Source organism: Terrirhizobium terrae (genome assembly GCF_030323265.1).
In the GTDB taxonomy this organism is placed as follows: domain Bacteria; phylum Pseudomonadota; class Alphaproteobacteria; order Rhizobiales; family Rhizobiaceae; genus Neorhizobium.
The window spans coordinates 3,872,944-3,889,188 of the sequence record NZ_CP104992.1 but is presented as its reverse complement, the minus strand read 5'-3'; the positions used below and the strand labels follow the sequence as shown (position 1 = coordinate 3,889,188).

Below are 16,245 nucleotides of genomic sequence, written 5' to 3'. Positions count from 1 at the left end.
TCTGATTGTTGGCTAAAACGAACAAGGCGGCCGCAGCCGCCTTGTCCCGGTGCGTATGGATTAGCGGATCGGCGGTGCGTACTGCAGTCCGCCCTTGGTCCACAGGGCGTTCAGGCCGCGCTCGATCTTGAGCGGGGTGTTGGCGCCGATGTTGCGCTCGAAGACTTCGCCGTAGTTACCGACGCCCTTGATTACGTTGTAGGCCCACTCGTTGGTCAGGCCGAGGTCGGTACCGATCTTGGTATCAGCTTCGGTGCCGAGGAAACGCTTGACGTCCGGGTTGGTCGAGTTCTTCTGCTCGTCGAGATTGGCCTGGGTGATGCCGAATTCTTCGGCCTGCACCAGCGCGTAGCCGACCCAGGTCACGATGTCGAACCACTTGTCGTCACCCTGGCGAACGGCCGGAGCGAGCGGCTCCTTGGAGATGATTTCCGGCAGGATCATATGATCGTCCGGGTTGGACAGGGCGAGGCGGGTCGAATACAGGCCCGACTGGTCGGTCGTGTAGACGTCGCAACGGCCGGCCTGGTAGGCGGCGTTTACTTCTTCGAGCTTTTCGAAGACGACCGGGTTGTACTGCAGGTTGTTGGCGCGGAAGTAGTCGGCGAGGTTCAATTCGGTCGTGGTGCCGGACTGGACGCAGACGGCAGCGCCGGAGAGTTCGAGAGCTGACTTCACGTTCAGCGACTTCGGAACCATGAAGCCCTGGCCGTCATAGTAGTTGACGTAGCGGAAGTTGAAGCCGAGCGCGGTGTCGCGGCTGATGGTCCAGGTGGTGTTACGAACCAGAACGTCGACTTCGCCCGACTGGAGAGCGGTGAAACGGCTCTGGGCGGTGGTCGGCGTGAAGCGAACCTTCGTCGCGTCACCGAAGACGGCGGCAGCGATGGCCTTGCAATAGTCGACGTCGAAGCCAGTCCAATTACCGGCGGAGTCGGGCTGCGCGAGATCCTGCGAGACCCGTGTTGACGCCGCACTGTACGAAGCCCTTGGCCTTCACATCGTCGAGCGTGGCTGCAGAAGCGGCCGTCCCGAGGCCGAATACCGCTGCGCCAATCGCGGCAGACAGAAGCGTCTTTTTCATTTTCCCAACCTTTATCTATGTTTTTGAACTGTTGAAACGAGACCGTTGCTTCGGCGTGTTACGAATTCGGCCCCCTCCCGCCAACCTCCCGGATGCGGGTGAGGCCTATCTCATGCACAAATGGAGGCAGGGTCAAGTCTCGCCGTTCGGAATTGTGGTTGAATTGAGGTAAATTCCTTAATTTCGCCCACGCGTTGAGCAATTGCTTCAAGTGTAGTCAATTCTGCTAGGTTTTTGCCGAGTGATTGTGCATTTGAAATCAATGCGATGGGAGGCTTTAGCCTATCTATTTGGCTGATTGCGGCATTGGCGGTTGACCGAGCCGCTTTGAGCGGCAAAAACTGCCTGCGTCCCGCCACATTCGAGTAAGCGATCCCCAATGAGTAAAAAGAATTTATCAGCGCTGCCGGTCCAAACACCCGACTGGCGCATATGGGCAACGATCCCTTGGCCTTTCACGGTTTCGTCAATCCTCCGATCGTGCGCGGATCGACCGTGCTGTTTCCGGATTCGGGGACCATGGACAAACGCAGCCAGCCTTACACCTATGGAACGCGCGCCACGCCCACCACGGATGCTCTATGCGCGGCATTCGATGAGCTTGAAGGTTCGGCGGGAACCGTGCTTGTGCCGTCAGGGCTCGCTGCGATCTCGGTTCCGTTCCTTGCTTTTCTTTCCGCCGGCGACCACGCGCTGATCGTCGATTCGGTCTACACGCCATGCCGGAATTTCTGCAACGCTATGCTGACGCGTCTCGGTGTCGAGGTGGAATATTACGATCCGGATATCGGGGCAGGGATCGAGGCTCTGATCCGGCCGAACACAAAGCTCGTGCATACCGAAGCTCCGGGCTCCAACACGTTCGAAATGCAGGATATTCGCGCGATCGCGGATGCCGCGCACAAGCATGATATCGTCGTGACGCTGGACAATACCTGGGCGACGCCGCTCTATTTCCGCCCACTCGATTTCGGCGCCGACGTCTCGATCCACGCGACAACCAAATACCCGTCCGGTCATTCCGATATCGTCATGGGATCGGTCTCTGCCAACGCCAAATGGTGGCCGAAGCTGGAGGAAGCCCGTCTGCTGATGGGGATCTGCGGCTCGCCGGACGATTCCTATCTCATTCTCCGCGGCCTGCGGACGATGGGGGTTCGACTCGATCACCATCAGAAGAGCGCGCTCACGATCGCGCAGTGGCTGGAAAGCCGCGACGACGTAGCTCGCGTGTTGCATCCGGCGCTGCCGAGCTTTCCGGGCCACGAGATCTGGAAGCGCGACTTCAAGGGCTCCAGCGGCATCTTCTCCTTCGTGCTGAAGGCCGAGCCGGATCAGGCCAAGGCGAAGGCGCATGCCTTCCTCGATGCGCTCACCTATTTCGGCCTCGGCTATTCATGGGGCGGATACGAAAGCCTGGCGGTTCATGTGAACCTGTCGGATCGTACGATCCGCAAGCAGCCGACGGAAGGACCGGTCATCCGCCTGCAGATCGGCCTGGAAGACACGGCGGATCTGCAGAAGGATCTGGAGCAGGGCTTTGTCGCGGCTGCGGTCGTCTGATCAGCCGGCGCGGAAGCCGTAGAGCCAATCGAAGTCCGCCGCGAGCGATTGCGGCGGACGCATCGAAAGAACGATGTCCCGCCCGATGCGCAACGGGCCGCGGGCGTGATAGGCGAAGCGGTTGAATGCACCGCGAGCCCGTACCTTGGCAGCGCGTGCTGCCCGCACCGTCTCGAAATTCGATAAGGCTGCCGGAAGCGACGTTGCCTTTTGCACTTCAAGTGCCAGGACGAAGGCATCTTCGATCGCCATTGCAGCACCTTGCGCGGCGAACGGCATCATGGCGTGTGCCGCATCGCCGATCAGTACAATATCGCTGCCATTGTGCCAGCGACCGGCCGTGACCTGGTGCAGCGGCCAGAAGGTGGGCTGGCCTGTAGTCGAGAGCAGCTTTGTGACCTCAGGGCTCCAGGCGCGGAACTGCTGGATCAGGATGCGTCTCTGGCTCTCGCTTGCCTCTGCATCCCATGTCTCGCCGGGACTGATGCCGGAGGCGATCGCCACGACATTGATGACGCCCATTTCGGAAAGCGGGTAGGCGACCATGTGGGTCGAGGGGCCAAGCAGGGCAGTGACGCTGTCGCGTGGCAGCCAGTCAGGCGCTTCGGAAAGCGGCAGGGTAAATCGCCAGGCGATGTTTCCGGAAAAGTCGGGTTGCGGCGCTTTGGCGACTGAAGCCCGCACATTCGACCAGACGCCATCGGCGCCGATCACCAGCGGATAGGAGATGCCGGTAAGTTCGTAAAGAGCATGACGGGGATTGCCGCGGACAGGCGTGCCGAGCCTGACGGTGCAGAGCGGGTCAGCTTCAACGGCTTTCAGCAGAGCCTGCTGCAGCGTGGCCCTGTGCAATACGCCATAGGGTGCGCCCCAGCGCTTGCGGGCGAACTCTCCGGCCGGGACCGATGCCAGACGGCGCAATGAGCGCCCGGACGCGAGCGCTATCTCGCGCGGCTCGGTCCAGACGCGCTCAAGCTCGTTCAGGACGCCGAATTCGCGCAGGATGGCCGAGGCATTGGGCGACATCTGCAGGCCGGCGCCGACTTCGACGAGCGCTTCGGCCTCCTCGAATATGTCGCAGGCGATGCCCAGTCGGGAAAAGCTCAGCGCGGCCGCGAGGCCGGCCATGCCGGCGCCCACGATCGCAACCTTGTCGAGATGCATCAGTTCACTGCCCGAACGATGTCGTTACGCGGCCTTGACGTGGAACACACAGCCCGGCGGGTCGGTCTGTTCGGCCTTGAGGCCCGGATTGTAGCGGAACAGCGTCGAACAGTAGGAGCAGACCTTTTCGTTGTCGTCGCCGAGGTCGATGAAGATATGCGGATGATCGTAGGGCACGGATGCGCCGGTGCACATGAATTCCTTCACGCCGATCTGGATGACCGGATATCCGCCGTCGTTCTGGAAGTGAGGAATGTTGTGGCCAGCCATGATCGTCTCCATGCATCTGATTTGCGGCGGACATTATCGCCCCTCGCGCGGAATGTGTAGAGGGTATTGCGCCACACCCGCACTTCTATGCGGCTATGCAAGATTGCGCAGGCATCCATTCATCATCGTGGCGACGGGATGGTTTTCATCCGGGCACAAAACGCTTAGAGGTCTGCAGGAATAAGAGGATTTCCGATGAACCTGAACGCTCCTGCCTTTTCATCTTTCGTCCATGACGGCCTGAACCTCCGTTATTTCGACGAGGGCGATCCGTCGGGTGATCCGGTGCTGATGATCCATGGGTTTGCGTCGAGTGCACTGGTCAACTGGGTGCATCCGGGCTGGCTGAAGACGCTCGGCGATGCCGGCTACCGGGTGATCGCGATCGACAATCGCGGCCATGGCGGCAGCGACAAGCCGCTCGATGCGGAAGCCTATCGCCCCTGGGTCATGGCGGAGGACGCGATCGCGCTGCTCGATCACCTGCGCATTCCCGAGGCGCATCTGTTCGGCTATTCCATGGGCGCGCGGATCTCGGTATTCGCGGCGCTTGCGCATCCTGAACGGGTTCGCTCGCTGGTTCTCGGTGGCCTCGGCATCGGCATGACCGACGGGGTGGGGGATTGGGATCCGATCGCCGATGCGCTGCTGGCTCCCGATCCGGCTGCCATCACCCATGAGCGCGGAAAGATGTTCCGGGCCTTTGCCGACCAGACAAAGAGCGACAAGGAAGCGCTGTCTGCCTGTATCCGCGGATCGCGCGATCTCGTCGCCCGCGCGGATATGGGGCGTATCGACGCGCCGACCTTGATCGGCGTCGGTACCAAGGACGATATTGCCGGATCAGCGCAGGAACTGGCCGACCTGATGCCGAATGCGAAAGCGCTCGATATACCCGGTCGCGACCATATGCTCGCCGTTGGCGACAAGGTGTTCAAGCAGGCGGTTCTGGAGTTTTACGCGGGACTTTCCGAGCGCTGAAATGGAAGATTGGGCCGCCTTCTTGGCAAGGTCTCAGGTTTTCTGATCATCACGATCAACGCAATGCGATTTCATCCGCGTTGGTAATGTTGTAATTGTAATCTATATAATGCGCCTCACGCAAACGAGGAGACGGCCATGGCCGCTAGAACCGAAGTTCGCCAGACCGAGACCGTCGCAAGCGTTGATCCGATCTGGGATACGCTGAGACAGGAAGCCCGCGCGGCGATAGAGCAGGATCCGCTGCTTGCTGCATTCCTCTATTCGACGGTGCTCAATCACCGCTCGCTCGAGGAATGCGTGGTGCATCGTATCTGCGAACGGCTGGACCATCCGGATCTGCAGGCCGTGCTTCTGCGCCAGACCTTCATGGAGATGCTCGCCGAGTGGCCCGAATGGGGCTCGATCCTGCGCGTCGATATCCAGGCCGTCTATGACCGCGATCCCGCCTGCCTGCGTTTCCTGGAGCCCGTGCTCTATTTCAAGGGTTTTCACGCGATCCAGACCCATCGGCTTGCCCACTGGCTCTATGCCCGTGGCCGTCGCGACTTCGCGCTCTACCTGCAGAGCCGTTCGTCGAGCGTCTTCCAGACCGACATCAATCCGGCCGCACAGATCGGCAAGGGTATCTTCCTCGATCACGCGACCGGCCTCGTCGTCGGCGAAACGGCCGTGATCGGCGACAATGTCTCGATCCTGCACGGCGTCACGCTCGGCGGCACCGGCAAGGAAGGCGCCGACCGTCACCCGAAGATCGGCAACGGCGTGTTGATCGGCGCGGGCGCAAAAATTCTTGGCAATATCGAAATCGGTTCCTGCTCGCGCGTGGCGGCCGGCTCGGTCGTGCTGAAACCGGTACCCTCGAAATCCACAGTCGCCGGCGTTCCGGCCAAGGTGGTCGGCGAGGCGGGCTGTTCCGAGCCCGCGCGGGTGATGGACCAGTTGCTGATGTCCGAGGATTGACGGCGACTTTTTGAGCGCCACTTCATGAGCCGGCGGACATCTCGTCTGTCGGCTTTACTTTTGCCGCGCAGCCATGCCACAAGCGGCGCAAATCAAGACTACGAGACGGAGAATTGTCGTGAAGCCCGACGAAATCAAAAAGATCGACGCCTATTTCAAGCGCCTTCTGAACCCGCAGATCATCGTCAAGGCGCGTCCGCGCAAGAACGACTCGGCTGAGGTCTATCTCGGTGAAGAATTCCTCGGCGTCGTCTATGTCGACGATGAAGACGGCGAGCGCTCCTACAATTTCTCGATGGCGATCCTCGACGTCGATCTCGACGCCTGAGATTATCGGGTCGCGGATTTGCGCAGGTGAGGCGGGCCTTTAGGGCCCGCTTTTGATTCCGGTATACGGCTCGGCAGGTCGGGTGAACCTCGCCCGTACTGTCGTTACTCTTGAACCGGCCTCGCGCGCTCCCCATTAATAGGGAGCGGTCGCAGAAAGGACCGCCAGCGCTTGTTTCGGCCGCCCATTGCCTGCTGCGTGTCCGCAGAAAGGTGTTCGTATCCGCACAGAGCCCGGTTTTGTTACTCTGAGTTCACGCCGGGTGCGCTGGAATGTGTAAATTTTCGTCGTTGGACGCCGCTCTAGCGGAATAGTGATTGCGCCGCCGCAAAGGGGCTTAAAATCCGTGTCCAATGAACTAAGTTAGGAAGACTGGTTCGGCGCAACGTGATGGTCGTCGGCACCGGGGGATGATAGATGATGATCGCACTGCCGATCTCGATGCAAAAAGAAAAAGGTGATGACGGGGACGGCGCCGGTCGCGGAACCTCGGTAATCACGCGCACGAAGCCCAAGACGAAACGCCCCAACGTTTATCGCGTACTGATCTTGAATGACGATTACACCCCGATGGATTTCGTCATCCATATCCTGGAGCGTTTCTTCCAGAAGGACAGGGAGGCTGCCACGCGCATTATGCTCCATGTACACAATCACGGCGTGGGCGAGTGCGGCATTTATACCTACGAAGTAGCGGAGACCAAGGTGAGCCAGGTCATGGATTTCGCCCGTCAGCATCAGCATCCGCTACAGTGTGTCATGGAAAAGAAGTGAGGAACCCGACGTGCCCACATTTTCGCCTAGTCTCGAAAAGGCGCTGCATCAGGCACTGACCTTCGCTAACGAGCGGCATCATGAATATGCCACGCTCGAACACCTGCTTCTGGCATTGATAGACGATGCCGATGCAGCTGCGGTCATGGGCGCTTGTAACGTCAATCTTGAAAACCTGCGCAAGACGGTGACCGACTATGTCGACAACGAACTTGCCAACCTTGTCACCGGCTATGACGAAGATTCGAAGCCGACGTCCGGCTTCCAGCGCGTCATCCAGCGAGCCGTCATTCATGTCCAGTCCTCCGGCCGCGAAGAAGTAACCGGTGCCAACGTGCTCGTCGCCATCTTTGCCGAGCGCGAGAGCCATGCCGCCTTCTTCCTGCAGGAGCAGGAAATGACCCGCTACGACGCAGTAAACTACATTTCCCACGGTATCGGAAAACGCCCGGGTTCCTCCCAGACCCGTTCGCCGCGCGGTGCCGAGGAGCCGGATTCCGACGCCAAGCCAACCCGTGGCGGCGAGCCGGAGGATGGTTCCAGCAAGAAGCCCGCCGATGCGCTCAAGGCCTATTGCGTCAACCTGAACGACAAGGCCAAGGACGGCCGCATCGATCCTCTGATCGGGCGTCACTCCGAGGTCAACCGGACGATCCAGGTCCTGTGCCGCCGCTCCAAGAACAACCCGCTCTATGTGGGGGATCCGGGCGTCGGCAAGACGGCGATTGCCGAGGGTCTTGCCAAGCGCATCGTCGAAGGCAAGGTGCCGGAAGCGCTGGCCGATGCCACGATCTTCTCGCTCGACATGGGCACGCTGCTTGCCGGTACCCGCTATCGCGGTGACTTCGAGGAGCGTCTGAAACAGGTCGTCAAGGAACTGGAAGATTTTCCGGGTGCCGTGCTGTTCATCGACGAGATCCACACCGTCATCGGTGCGGGTGCCACGTCCGGTGGCGCCATGGATGCGTCCAACCTTTGAAGCCGGCCCTGTCTTCCGGGCAGATCCGCTGCATCGGTTCGACCACCTACAAGGAATATCGCCAGTTCTTCGAAAAGGACAGGGCTCTGGTCCGTCGGTTCCAGAAGATCGATGTCAACGAGCCGTCGATCGATGATGCGATCGAGATCATGAAGGGCTTGAAGCCTTACTTCGAGGACTATCACAAGCTGCGCTACACCAACGACGCCATCAAGTCGGCGGTGGAACTGTCGGCCCGCTACATCTCCGACCGCAAGCTGCCGGACAAGGCGATCGACGTGATCGACGAGACCGGCGCGGCGCAGATGCTGCTGCCGGCCTCCAAGCGCCGCAAGCTGATCACCGAGAAGGAAATCGAAGCAACTATCGCAACGATGGCCCGCATTCCGGCAAAGACGGTTTCCAAGGATGACGAGCAGGTTCTCGCCAACCTGGAGAAGGAACTGCGTTCGGTGGTCTACGGTCAGGATGCCGCGATCGAAGCATTGTCGACCGCGATCAAGCTGGCTCGTGCCGGCCTTCGCGAACCGAACAAGCCGATTGGTTCCTACGTCTTCTCCGGCCCCACGGGTGTCGGCAAGACGGAAGTCGCCAAGCAGCTTGCTGCCTCGCTCGGGGTCGAACTTCTGCGCTTCGACATGTCGGAATACATGGAACGCCACACGGTCTCGCGGCTGCTCGGCGCACCTCCCGGCTATGTCGGCTTCGATCAGGGCGGTCTTCTGACCGACCAGGTGGACCAGCATCCGCACAGCGTGGTTCTGCTCGACGAAATCGAGAAGGCGCATCCGGATATCTACAATATTCTGTTGCAGGTCATGGACCATGGTTCGCTGACCGACCACAACGGCAAGAAGATCGACTTCCGCAACGTCATCCTGATTATGACGACCAATGCGGGCGCTTCGGAAATGGCCAAGGCCGCGATCGGCTTCGGTTCGTCCAAGCGCACCGGTGAAGACGAAGAGGCGTTGAACCGCCTGTTCACGCCGGAATTCCGCAACCGTCTCGACGCGACGATCCCGTTTGCGCCGCTGCCGACGGAAGTCATCCATCAGGTCGTGCAGAAGTTCGTCATGCAACTGGAAACGCAGCTGTCCGAGCGCAACGTCACTTTCGACCTGCACGAGGACGCGATCGCCTGGCTGGCCGACAAGGGTTACGACGAGAGAATGGGCGCACGCCCGCTCTCTCGCGTCATCCAGGAACACATCAAGAAGCCGCTTGCCAACGAGATCCTGTTCGGGGCTCTGCGTAAGGGTGGTGTGGTCCGCGTCACGGTTGGCAAGGGCGAAGACGGCAAGGACAAGCTGGTGCTCGATTCCATTCCGGAAGCCGTGCCGGTGAAGCCGAAGCCGGAAGCCGAGGTCGAGGAAGCCGTCGAGGAGGCCAAGGCCAAGACGGCGAAGCCGAAGACCGCCAAGAAGTCCGCGCCCAAGGGCAAGGACGGTGGTAAAGGCGCTGCCAAGGCCAAGGCGGAAGACGACGGCGACGTGATCGCCGAGGACGCGCCGAAGCCTGCCGCCCGCAAGGGCAGCACGGTGCCGCGGGTGCCGAAAGCTAAGTAATCGCTCTCATATCGATTGAAAGAAAGAGGCCGGGCTTGTCCCGGCTTCTTTGTGTTTGTAGGCATGGACTGGTCAACAACAGATGGAATGCCGATGTCCGCAGAGCAGCGCGCCGAGCGCGGCAGCTTGAACTGGTTCCTGACGGGCATGCGCGGCGTGCTATCGCTTCCGGCCATCATCCTCATGACCTCCTATGTCGGTTTCAGCGCCTTCGCCCTGCAGGCGGGACTGACGCGCGCCGAAGCGGTGACGATGACGCTTGGGGTTTGGGCACTGCCGTCGCAGATGATTCTCGTCGGCTCGATGCTCGGTGGTGCGAATATCGCCGCTTCCTTCCTGGCGGTGACGCTTTCGGCGATCCGCATGATGCCGATGGTCGCTTCGATCGTGCCGGAGATGCGTACACAGAAGACGCCGGTCTGGATCCTGCTGTTCCTCTCACATTTCATCGCGATCACGTCCTGGGTCTTCGCCTCGACGCATCTTCGCGATGTCCCGCGGGAGCATCGCGTGGCCTTTTTCGCAGGCTTCGGCATCACTCTGACCTGCACCAATGCGGCGATTGTCGGCATCAGCTATGGCATCGTCTCGCAGTTTCCGCCGCTCGTCGCCGGCGCGCTTTTCATGCTGACGCCGGTCTATTTCGTCTCGTCGATCTGGGCGAGCGCCAAGCAGGTCGTGGTGAAGTTGGCCTTCATCATCGGCGTCGTGCTCGGTCCGCTCATGGCGCTGGTGGCACCGCAGTTCGACGTGCTGATTGCCGGCATCGGCGGCGGCACGGTGGCCTATCTCATCGATCGCTACCGCCGCCGGCGGCGGGCCATACCGCAGGAGGGCGCGTGATGCTGGAGGAATATTGGGTCTACGTGCTGATCGCGGTTGCAGGCTTTATCGCCACGGATTTCTGGCGCTGGCTCGGCGTTCTCGCCGGTAACCGGCTGAACGAGGAGTCGGAAGCGCTGAACTGGGTAAGGGCGGTTGCGACTGCGCTGGTCATGGCCGTCACTGCCAAGCTGATCGTCTTCCCGACCGGCACTCTTGCCGATTCTGCCGCTCTGGCTGCGGCTTGCGGCGGCCGGCATCGGCTTTGCCATCTTCCTCGCCAGCGGAAAGAAGGTGGCGGTCGGCGTCGCCGCGCCGATCGCCATTCTCGTCATCGGGCTTCTCGCCCTGCAGTCCTGATCAGCTGCCGAGCTCGCCGATGACCTTCTCGGCATTTGCGGCCAGGACGGCATTGTCTTCCATCTGACCCGTATGGGGTTTCAGACCAGCGCCTTCATAGCGCGGGATGACGTGAAAATGCAGGTGAAACACGGTCTGGCCCGCAGCCGGCTCGTTGAATTGCGTTACCGTGATGCCGTCAGCATCGAACGCATCCTTGGCGGCCTTGGCAAGCTTCTGCACGATCGGCATCAGTTTCGAGAGCACGGCTGGGTCAGCGTCGAGAATGTTGCGCGACGGCGTCTTCGGTATCACCAGCAGGTGACCCGGCGATTGCGGCATGACGTCCATGAAAGCCAGCGTGTCGGCATCCTCGTAGACGCGATGGCACGGGATCTCGCCGCGCAGGATCTTGCCGAAGATATTGTTCGGATCGTAGCTCATCGAATGTCCTCTCCAGATTTTGTTGATCAGTCTTCCTGTTGCCGCTCGCCCTTGCGGAATGGGCTGTGCTCGGACAGGTATTCGTTCATGTGCTCCACATCCTCCGCTCGCGCTCCAGATAATCGGCAACGGCGTGGCGCAGGCCCGGATGGGCGATGTAGTGCATGGAATGGGTGGTGACGGGCAGGTAGCCGCGGGCAAGCTTGTGTTCCCCTGCGCACCGGCCTCGACGCGTTTGAGGCCCTTGGCCAGCGCGAAGTCGATAGCCTGATGATAGCAGACCTCGAAATGCAGAAAGGGGTGATCCTCGATACAGCCCCAGTGGCGGCCGTAGAGCGTGTCGCCGCCGATGAAGTTGATCGCGCCGGCGATATAACGACCGCCGCGCTTGGCCATGACGAGCAGCACGTCTTCGGGCATACGCTCGCCGATCAAAGAATAGAAGCCGCGCGTCAGGTAAGGGCGGCCCCATTTTCGGCCGCCGGTATCCATGTAGAAGTCGAAAAACTGATCCCAGATATCCTCGGTCAGGTCCTTGCCGGTCAGCCAGTCTATGGTGATGCCGTTTTCCAGTGCCGCGCGGCGTTCCTTCTTCAGCGCCTTGCGCTTGCGGGACGCCAGCGTCTCGAGGAAGGCATTGTGATCGGCATAACCTTCGTTGATGAAGTGGAACTGCTTGTCGGTGCGGTGAAGATAATCTGCGTCCGTGAAGATTTCGACCTCGTCGTCCGGCACGAAGGTGACATGCGCCGACGAGATGCCGAGCTGGCGTGTCACTTCCTGGAGACCAGCGGCAAGTGTCGCCTGCATCGTCTCGCGGTCATAGCCGTCCGCGACCAGAAGGCGAGGGCCGGTTGCGGGGGTGAACGGGATCGAGCACTGCAGCTTCGGATAATAACGCCCGCCAGCCCGCTCAAAAGCGTCCGCCCAGCCGTGGTCGAAGACGTATTCGCCCTGGCTGTGGCTTTTCAGATAGGCGGGAATGGCACCGACCAGCGTTCCTGCCTCGTTTTCCAGCAGGACATGGTGCCCGAGCCATCCGCTCTTGGCATTGGCCGAGCGGGATTCTTCGAGCGCGGATAGGAAGGCGTGGGAGAGGAACGGATTGTAGGGCATTTCCTCGGAGGCGCTGGCCTTCGACGCGCCTGAAAGCCGCGACCAGCTTTGCGGGCTGATCGCGGCGAAGGACTTTTCGATGCGGATCGTCAGGTTTGCGGTCATTCCCGAATATTCATGACTTCCTGAGACGCCCCGCAGGATACGGGACGCGATATCAATTAAGTATCCACGCTTGCTACCCTGAAGATCGGTGGACGATCTTCGAACCAGTAGGCTAGCGGGCGGTAACCTCGCGCGGGTCGAACCCTTCGAAGGTTATCTGGTCGCCATGAAGATAGCTATGCACAAGCGCGTTTTCATCCCTGACAGTCCAGGTAATCACCGGCATGCCGGCACGTCTCTGGGCGGTGATGAAGGAATTCGGCAGATGCGGCCAGTGGTAGGAGATGAAGTCGAGACCGAGCTGCATCGCTTCGTCATGCTGGAAGAACTCTTCCGGCTTGTCGCCCATGGCGGTGAGGCCGATCGGGTAGGGCGCGCCGACCCTCTTCAGATCGCGGAGGATATGGTGGTCGAAGCTCATCAGCGCGACCTTGCCCTGATAGCCTTCGAGCACTTCCAAAACATCCTCGACAAAGCCGTCATCCTCTTCCGCCGCGCGTCCCTTGATCTCGATGACCAGGGGAACGCGGCCGGCGACGAGCGTCAGCATCTGCTTCAGCGTCGGGATCTTGTCGGCCGTGCCACCGATCGCCAGCATGCCGAGCTCGGAGGCCGTGCGTTCGCGCACGTCGCCCTGGATGCCGCAGAGGCGTTCCAGCTTGTCGTCATGAAAGACCATCGGAATGCTGTCGGCCGAAAGCTGGATATCGCATTCGATGGCGAACCCGGCCTCGATGGCACGTGAAAAGGCCGAGAGAGAATTCTCCCAGACCTTGCCGTTCATGTCATGGTAGCCACGATGGGCGACGGGCACATCCTTGATCCAGGATGCGCCAGAATGTTGCGTCGTCATGCGTCGATCTCGATGATGGCCTCGACTTCGACCGCCGCATTGAACGGCAGGCCTGCCATGCCGACGGCCGAGCGGGCATGCTTGCCGGCATCGCCGAAGACGGTGGCGATCAGGTTCGATGCACCGTTGGTGACAAGGTGCTGCTCGGTGAAGCCGGGAGCCGACGCAACGAAGCTCGTCAGCTTGACGAACTGGCGGATGCGGGAAAGGTCGCCGCCGAGGGCAGCCTTGGCCTGGGCGATCACGTTGATGGCGCAGAGTTCAGCGGCGCGCTGACCGGCGGCGACGTCGATCTCGGCGCCGAGAAGGCCGAGCGCGGCGATCTTGCCACCTTCGAGAGGCAGCTGGCCGGAGACATAGAGCGTGTTGCCGCTGATGCGCGTCGGCAGGTAGTTTGCAGCGGGGGCGGCGGCCTCGGGAAGGGTGTATCCCAGTTCCTTCAGGCGGCTTTCGATAGCATCTGACATTTCGGTCTCCGGTTTTGTTGTCAAGTCTTCAAAAATCCTGCATCAAGGTCATAACCTCGGCGAATGGCGTTCTTATAACACCTGACTTCGAGTCCAACAGGAGAATGTGAATGCTGCGCACGAGCCTCGCGCTGTTCCTTGTCGCTGGTACCGCCTCGTCGGGTGCCGGTGTCGCCATGGCGTCGCCCCTGACTGCCGACAGTGCCGCGCGCCTGCTCGTCCCGCATCGGGCGGTCTATGACCTGAAGCTCAAGGATGCGTCCGAGCGCTCCGGCATCGAGGGCATGTTCGGCCGCATGGTCTATGAGTTCAACGGCTCCGCCTGCACCGGTTTCACCACCAATTTCCGCCTCGTGACCAAGATCAGCACCGGCGAGGAAACGCGTGTCAGCGACCAGCAGACGAAGACGTTCGAGGATCTTTCCGCCGGCCAGTTCCATTTCGAGACCAAGTCCTTCACCGACGAACAGCCGGACAAGGCGCTCACCGGCGATGCCAGCCAGGGCGAGGGCGGCGTGAAGGTGGAACTGCAGGGCCAGAACGGCCGCGAGATCGATCTTCCCGCTAGCGATTTCCCGACCAGCCACATGCTCGACATCATCCGCAATGCCAAGGAAGACAAGCGCATCTTCGAAACGCGGGTCTTCGACGGTTCGGAAGATGGCGACCAGTCGCTCCTGACTTCGACAGTGATCGGAAAGGCCGAGACGCCGGAAAAGGGTGACGCGGATGCCGGCAATGCCGGTGAATTCTCGCAGACCCAATACTGGCCGGTGACGATAGCCTATTTCAACGACGGTGCCGCCGGTGATCCGACACCGGTCTACAATATGTCGTTCAAGCTCTACGAAAACGGCATCACCCGCGACCTCACCATGGATTACGGCGACTTCGCCCTGCAGGGCAGTCTGGTGAAGCTGGAAGTGCTGAAGAAGCAGCAGGACCCTTGCCCTGTTGCGCCGCAATAGCGACGCAGCTGCGACGGGTACTTGCTCCGTCGATACTCGACATGATGTCAGATCCATGCCTGTATCACCGCCATGAGCAGGAGTGATTCATGGCATTGATCGGTTTCAAGAGTACCCACAATCAGGACATCTATATCAATCCGGCGCAGATCCTCTATCTCATGCCGTTCGAGGAAGGGGTGACGATCATCACCTTCGCTGCGGCCGGCAGCAGCGGCCAGCCGCATGCGGTCTATGTCCGTGGCCATGTCGATCAGGTTCGCCAGAAGATCGGTACGAGCTAGGGCAGGGAAGTGCCGTCCTGCCGCGAAATGTGACAAAGCGCTTGCATTTCCGGCCAATGGCCTGTATGGCCCCCGCATTCCACACGTAAGGCATGGGATCGACCGGGAGAAATCCGGAAGGTTCCGCCGGTGGCCGGCCCGACGGGTCTGCTGTTCGCCTTGCGGAGGTTCAACCGGAAAAGGATAACAAGGCATGGCATTGCCCGATTTCTCTATGCGCCAGCTCCTCGAAGCAGGCGTTCACTTCGGCCACCAGACGCACCGCTGGAACCCGAAGATGAAGCCGTACATCTTCGGCGACCGTAACAACATCCACATCATCGACCTGGCTCAGACCGTTCCGATGCTGTCGCGCGCCCTTCAGGTCGTGTCCGACACCGTTGCTCGTGGCGGCCGCGTTCTCTTCGTCGGCACCAAGCGTCAGGCTTCCGAGCTGATCGCCGATTCGGCAAAGCGTTCCGCCCAGTACTACGTCAACTCCCGTTGGCTCGGCGGCATGATGACCAACTGGAAGACCATTTCGAACTCGATCGCCCGTCTGCGCAAGCTCGACGAGATCCTCGGTTCGGAAGCTTCCGGCTACTCCAAGAAGGAGCGCCTGAACCTTGAGCGCGAACGCGAGAAGCTTGAGAAGGCTCTCGGCGGTATCCGCGACATGGGCGGCGTTCCGGACCTGATGTTCATCATCGACACGAACAAGGAAAAGATCGCAATCGACGAAGCCAAGCGCCTGGGCATCCCGGTCGTCGCTATCATCGACTCGAACTGCGATCCGGACCAGATCGACTACGCGATCCCGGGCAACGACGACGCTTCGCGCGCCATCGCTCTGTACTGCGACCTGATCGCTCGCGCTGCCATCGACGGCATCGCCCGCCAGCAGGGCGCTTCGGGCCGTGACCTCGGCGCTTCCGCTGAAGCTCCGGTCGAGCCGGCTCTCGAAGGCGAAGCCGAAGCCCAGGCTTAATCGCCGGGTTGGAGCGGCAGGTCCGCTCCCCATCCAGGTAAAGCCCAAGGCCAGAGATATCCATCCCTGGCCTTGGTCGTTTAAGGCCCGACGTCTTGCCGGTCACTTGCCGACGATCGAGACGAGGGCCATAGGGCTGATCTTCATCACCCTGTCATACTTCCGGGTACATTCGTTCCCAAAACCTTGAGTTCGCCGAGGTTTTC

Annotated in this window: 14 protein-coding genes and 4 pseudogenes; 11 read left to right on the top strand and 7 right to left on the bottom strand. The window is 60.7% G+C overall.

Features of this window, described 5'->3' with window-relative positions:
* Nucleotides 1-60: 60 nt before the first annotated feature.
* A pseudogene (locus tag N7E02_RS27240) lies at nt 61-1,084 on the bottom strand (amino acid ABC transporter substrate-binding protein).
* A gap of 432 nt (nt 1,085-1,516) precedes the next feature.
* Here N7E02_RS27240 and N7E02_RS27235 point away from each other — a divergent pair.
* Complete coding sequence (locus N7E02_RS27235; protein WP_286580935.1) at nt 1,517-2,647, top strand: cystathionine beta-lyase; 1,131 nt, start codon at nt 1,517-1,519, stop codon at nt 2,645-2,647.
* On the opposite strand, the gene N7E02_RS27230 is transcribed toward N7E02_RS27235, so the two are convergent.
* Both N7E02_RS27230 and N7E02_RS27225 read right to left on the bottom strand, forming a co-directional pair.
* Nucleotides 2,648-3,811, bottom strand: coding sequence for an FAD-dependent monooxygenase (locus N7E02_RS27230; protein ID WP_286580933.1), 1,164 nt, complete (start codon nt 3,809-3,811; stop codon nt 2,648-2,650).
* Nucleotides 3,812-3,835: 24 nt separating this feature from the next.
* Nucleotides 3,836-4,081: a zinc-finger domain-containing protein gene (locus tag N7E02_RS27225; RefSeq protein ID WP_286580931.1), complete on the bottom strand. Its 246-nt coding sequence runs from the start codon at nt 4,079-4,081 to the stop codon at nt 3,836-3,838.
* A gap of 195 nt (nt 4,082-4,276) precedes the next feature.
* On the opposite strand from N7E02_RS27225, the gene N7E02_RS27220 reads away from it, so the two are divergent.
* From N7E02_RS27220 to N7E02_RS27190, 7 genes and pseudogenes are all read left to right on the top strand, one after another.
* Complete coding sequence (locus N7E02_RS27220) at nt 4,277-5,062, top strand: alpha/beta fold hydrolase (protein ID WP_286580930.1); 786 nt, start codon at nt 4,277-4,279, stop codon at nt 5,060-5,062.
* A 138-nt stretch (nt 5,063-5,200) separates the two neighbouring features.
* On the top strand, nt 5,201-6,025 hold the full coding sequence (cysE, locus tag N7E02_RS27215) for a serine O-acetyltransferase (RefSeq protein WP_286580928.1): 825 nt from the start codon (nt 5,201-5,203) through the stop codon (nt 6,023-6,025).
* A gap of 118 nt (nt 6,026-6,143) precedes the next feature.
* Nucleotides 6,144-6,353 carry a DUF3126 family protein gene (locus N7E02_RS27210; RefSeq protein ID WP_093001197.1) on the top strand — a complete coding sequence of 70 codons (210 nt, stop codon included), beginning with the start codon at nt 6,144-6,146 and terminating at the stop codon, nt 6,351-6,353.
* 420 nt (nt 6,354-6,773) lie between these two features.
* Nucleotides 6,774-7,127: an ATP-dependent Clp protease adapter ClpS gene (gene clpS / locus N7E02_RS27205; protein ID WP_286584058.1), complete on the top strand. Its 354-nt coding sequence runs from the start codon at nt 6,774-6,776 to the stop codon at nt 7,125-7,127.
* Nucleotides 7,128-7,137: 10 nt separating this feature from the next.
* Nucleotides 7,138-9,674 (top strand): annotated as a pseudogene (clpA, locus tag N7E02_RS27200) (ATP-dependent Clp protease ATP-binding subunit ClpA).
* 93 nt (nt 9,675-9,767) lie between these two features.
* Complete coding sequence (locus N7E02_RS27195) at nt 9,768-10,517, top strand: AzlC family ABC transporter permease (protein ID WP_286580925.1); 750 nt, start codon at nt 9,768-9,770, stop codon at nt 10,515-10,517.
* A pseudogene (locus N7E02_RS27190) lies at nt 10,517-10,856 on the top strand (AzlD domain-containing protein). Before N7E02_RS27195 ends, N7E02_RS27190 begins: the two are co-directional and overlap by 1 nt.
* Here the strand turns inward: N7E02_RS27190 and N7E02_RS27185 are convergent.
* From N7E02_RS27185 to N7E02_RS27170, 4 genes and pseudogenes are all read right to left on the bottom strand, one after another.
* Nucleotides 10,857-11,279 (bottom strand): HIT family protein, encoded by a 423-nt coding sequence (locus N7E02_RS27185; protein ID WP_286580923.1) that lies wholly within the window; start codon nt 11,277-11,279, stop codon nt 10,857-10,859.
* 26 nt (nt 11,280-11,305) lie between these two features.
* Nucleotides 11,306-12,500 (bottom strand): annotated as a pseudogene (locus N7E02_RS27180) (GNAT family N-acetyltransferase).
* Nucleotides 12,501-12,612: 112 nt separating this feature from the next.
* On the bottom strand, nt 12,613-13,353 hold the full coding sequence (locus tag N7E02_RS27175; protein WP_286580921.1) for a glycerophosphodiester phosphodiesterase: 741 nt from the start codon (nt 13,351-13,353) through the stop codon (nt 12,613-12,615).
* Nucleotides 13,350-13,820 (bottom strand): RidA family protein, encoded by a 471-nt coding sequence (locus N7E02_RS27170; RefSeq protein WP_286580918.1) that lies wholly within the window; start codon nt 13,818-13,820, stop codon nt 13,350-13,352. Before N7E02_RS27170 ends, N7E02_RS27175 begins: the two co-directional genes overlap by 4 nt.
* Before the next feature lie 110 nt (nt 13,821-13,930).
* Between N7E02_RS27170 and N7E02_RS27165 the strand changes: the two genes are divergently transcribed.
* The 3 genes from N7E02_RS27165 (at nt 13,931) to rpsB (ending at nt 16,039) form a co-directional block, all read left to right on the top strand.
* Entirely contained in the window at nt 13,931-14,788 is an 858-nt protein-coding gene (locus tag N7E02_RS27165) for a cell envelope integrity EipB family protein (RefSeq protein WP_286580917.1), read from the top strand.
* An 89-nt stretch (nt 14,789-14,877) separates the two neighbouring features.
* Nucleotides 14,878-15,072, top strand: coding sequence for a hypothetical protein (locus N7E02_RS27160; RefSeq protein WP_286580914.1), 195 nt, complete (start codon nt 14,878-14,880; stop codon nt 15,070-15,072).
* A gap of 193 nt (nt 15,073-15,265) precedes the next feature.
* The gene (gene rpsB / locus N7E02_RS27155; RefSeq protein WP_286580911.1) at nt 15,266-16,039 is read left to right on the top strand and encodes a 30S ribosomal protein S2; all 774 of its coding nucleotides are present in this window, start codon (nt 15,266-15,268) and stop codon (nt 16,037-16,039) included.
* Nucleotides 16,040-16,245 lie beyond the last annotated feature (206 nt).

Bases quoted from the DNA above. Each gene is read 5' to 3' on its own strand.
- N7E02_RS27230 (WP_286580933.1), bottom strand. From the start codon at position 3,811: ATGCATCTCGACAAGGTTGCGATCGTGGGCGCCGGCATGGCCGGCCTC.
- N7E02_RS27170 (WP_286580918.1), bottom strand. From the start codon at position 13,820: ATGTCAGATGCTATCGAAAGCCGCCTGAAGGAACTGGGATACACCCTT.
- N7E02_RS27185 (WP_286580923.1), bottom strand. From the start codon at position 11,279: ATGAGCTACGATCCGAACAATATCTTCGGCAAGATCCTGCGCGGCGAG.
- N7E02_RS27165 (WP_286580917.1), top strand. From the start codon at position 13,931: ATGCTGCGCACGAGCCTCGCGCTGTTCCTTGTCGCTGGTACCGCCTCG.
- cysE (WP_286580928.1), top strand. From the start codon at position 5,201: ATGGCCGCTAGAACCGAAGTTCGCCAGACCGAGACCGTCGCAAGCGTT.
- N7E02_RS27235 (WP_286580935.1), top strand. From the start codon at position 1,517: ATGGGCAACGATCCCTTGGCCTTTCACGGTTTCGTCAATCCTCCGATC.
- N7E02_RS27225 (WP_286580931.1), bottom strand. From the start codon at position 4,081: ATGGCTGGCCACAACATTCCTCACTTCCAGAACGACGGCGGATATCCG.
- clpS (WP_286584058.1), top strand. From the start codon at position 6,774: ATGATCGCACTGCCGATCTCGATGCAAAAAGAAAAAGGTGATGACGGG.
- N7E02_RS27195 (WP_286580925.1), top strand. From the start codon at position 9,768: ATGTCCGCAGAGCAGCGCGCCGAGCGCGGCAGCTTGAACTGGTTCCTG.
- rpsB (WP_286580911.1), top strand. From the start codon at position 15,266: ATGGCATTGCCCGATTTCTCTATGCGCCAGCTCCTCGAAGCAGGCGTT.
- N7E02_RS27220 (WP_286580930.1), top strand. From the start codon at position 4,277: ATGAACCTGAACGCTCCTGCCTTTTCATCTTTCGTCCATGACGGCCTG.
- N7E02_RS27175 (WP_286580921.1), bottom strand. From the start codon at position 13,353: ATGACGACGCAACATTCTGGCGCATCCTGGATCAAGGATGTGCCCGTC.
- N7E02_RS27160 (WP_286580914.1), top strand. From the start codon at position 14,878: ATGGCATTGATCGGTTTCAAGAGTACCCACAATCAGGACATCTATATC.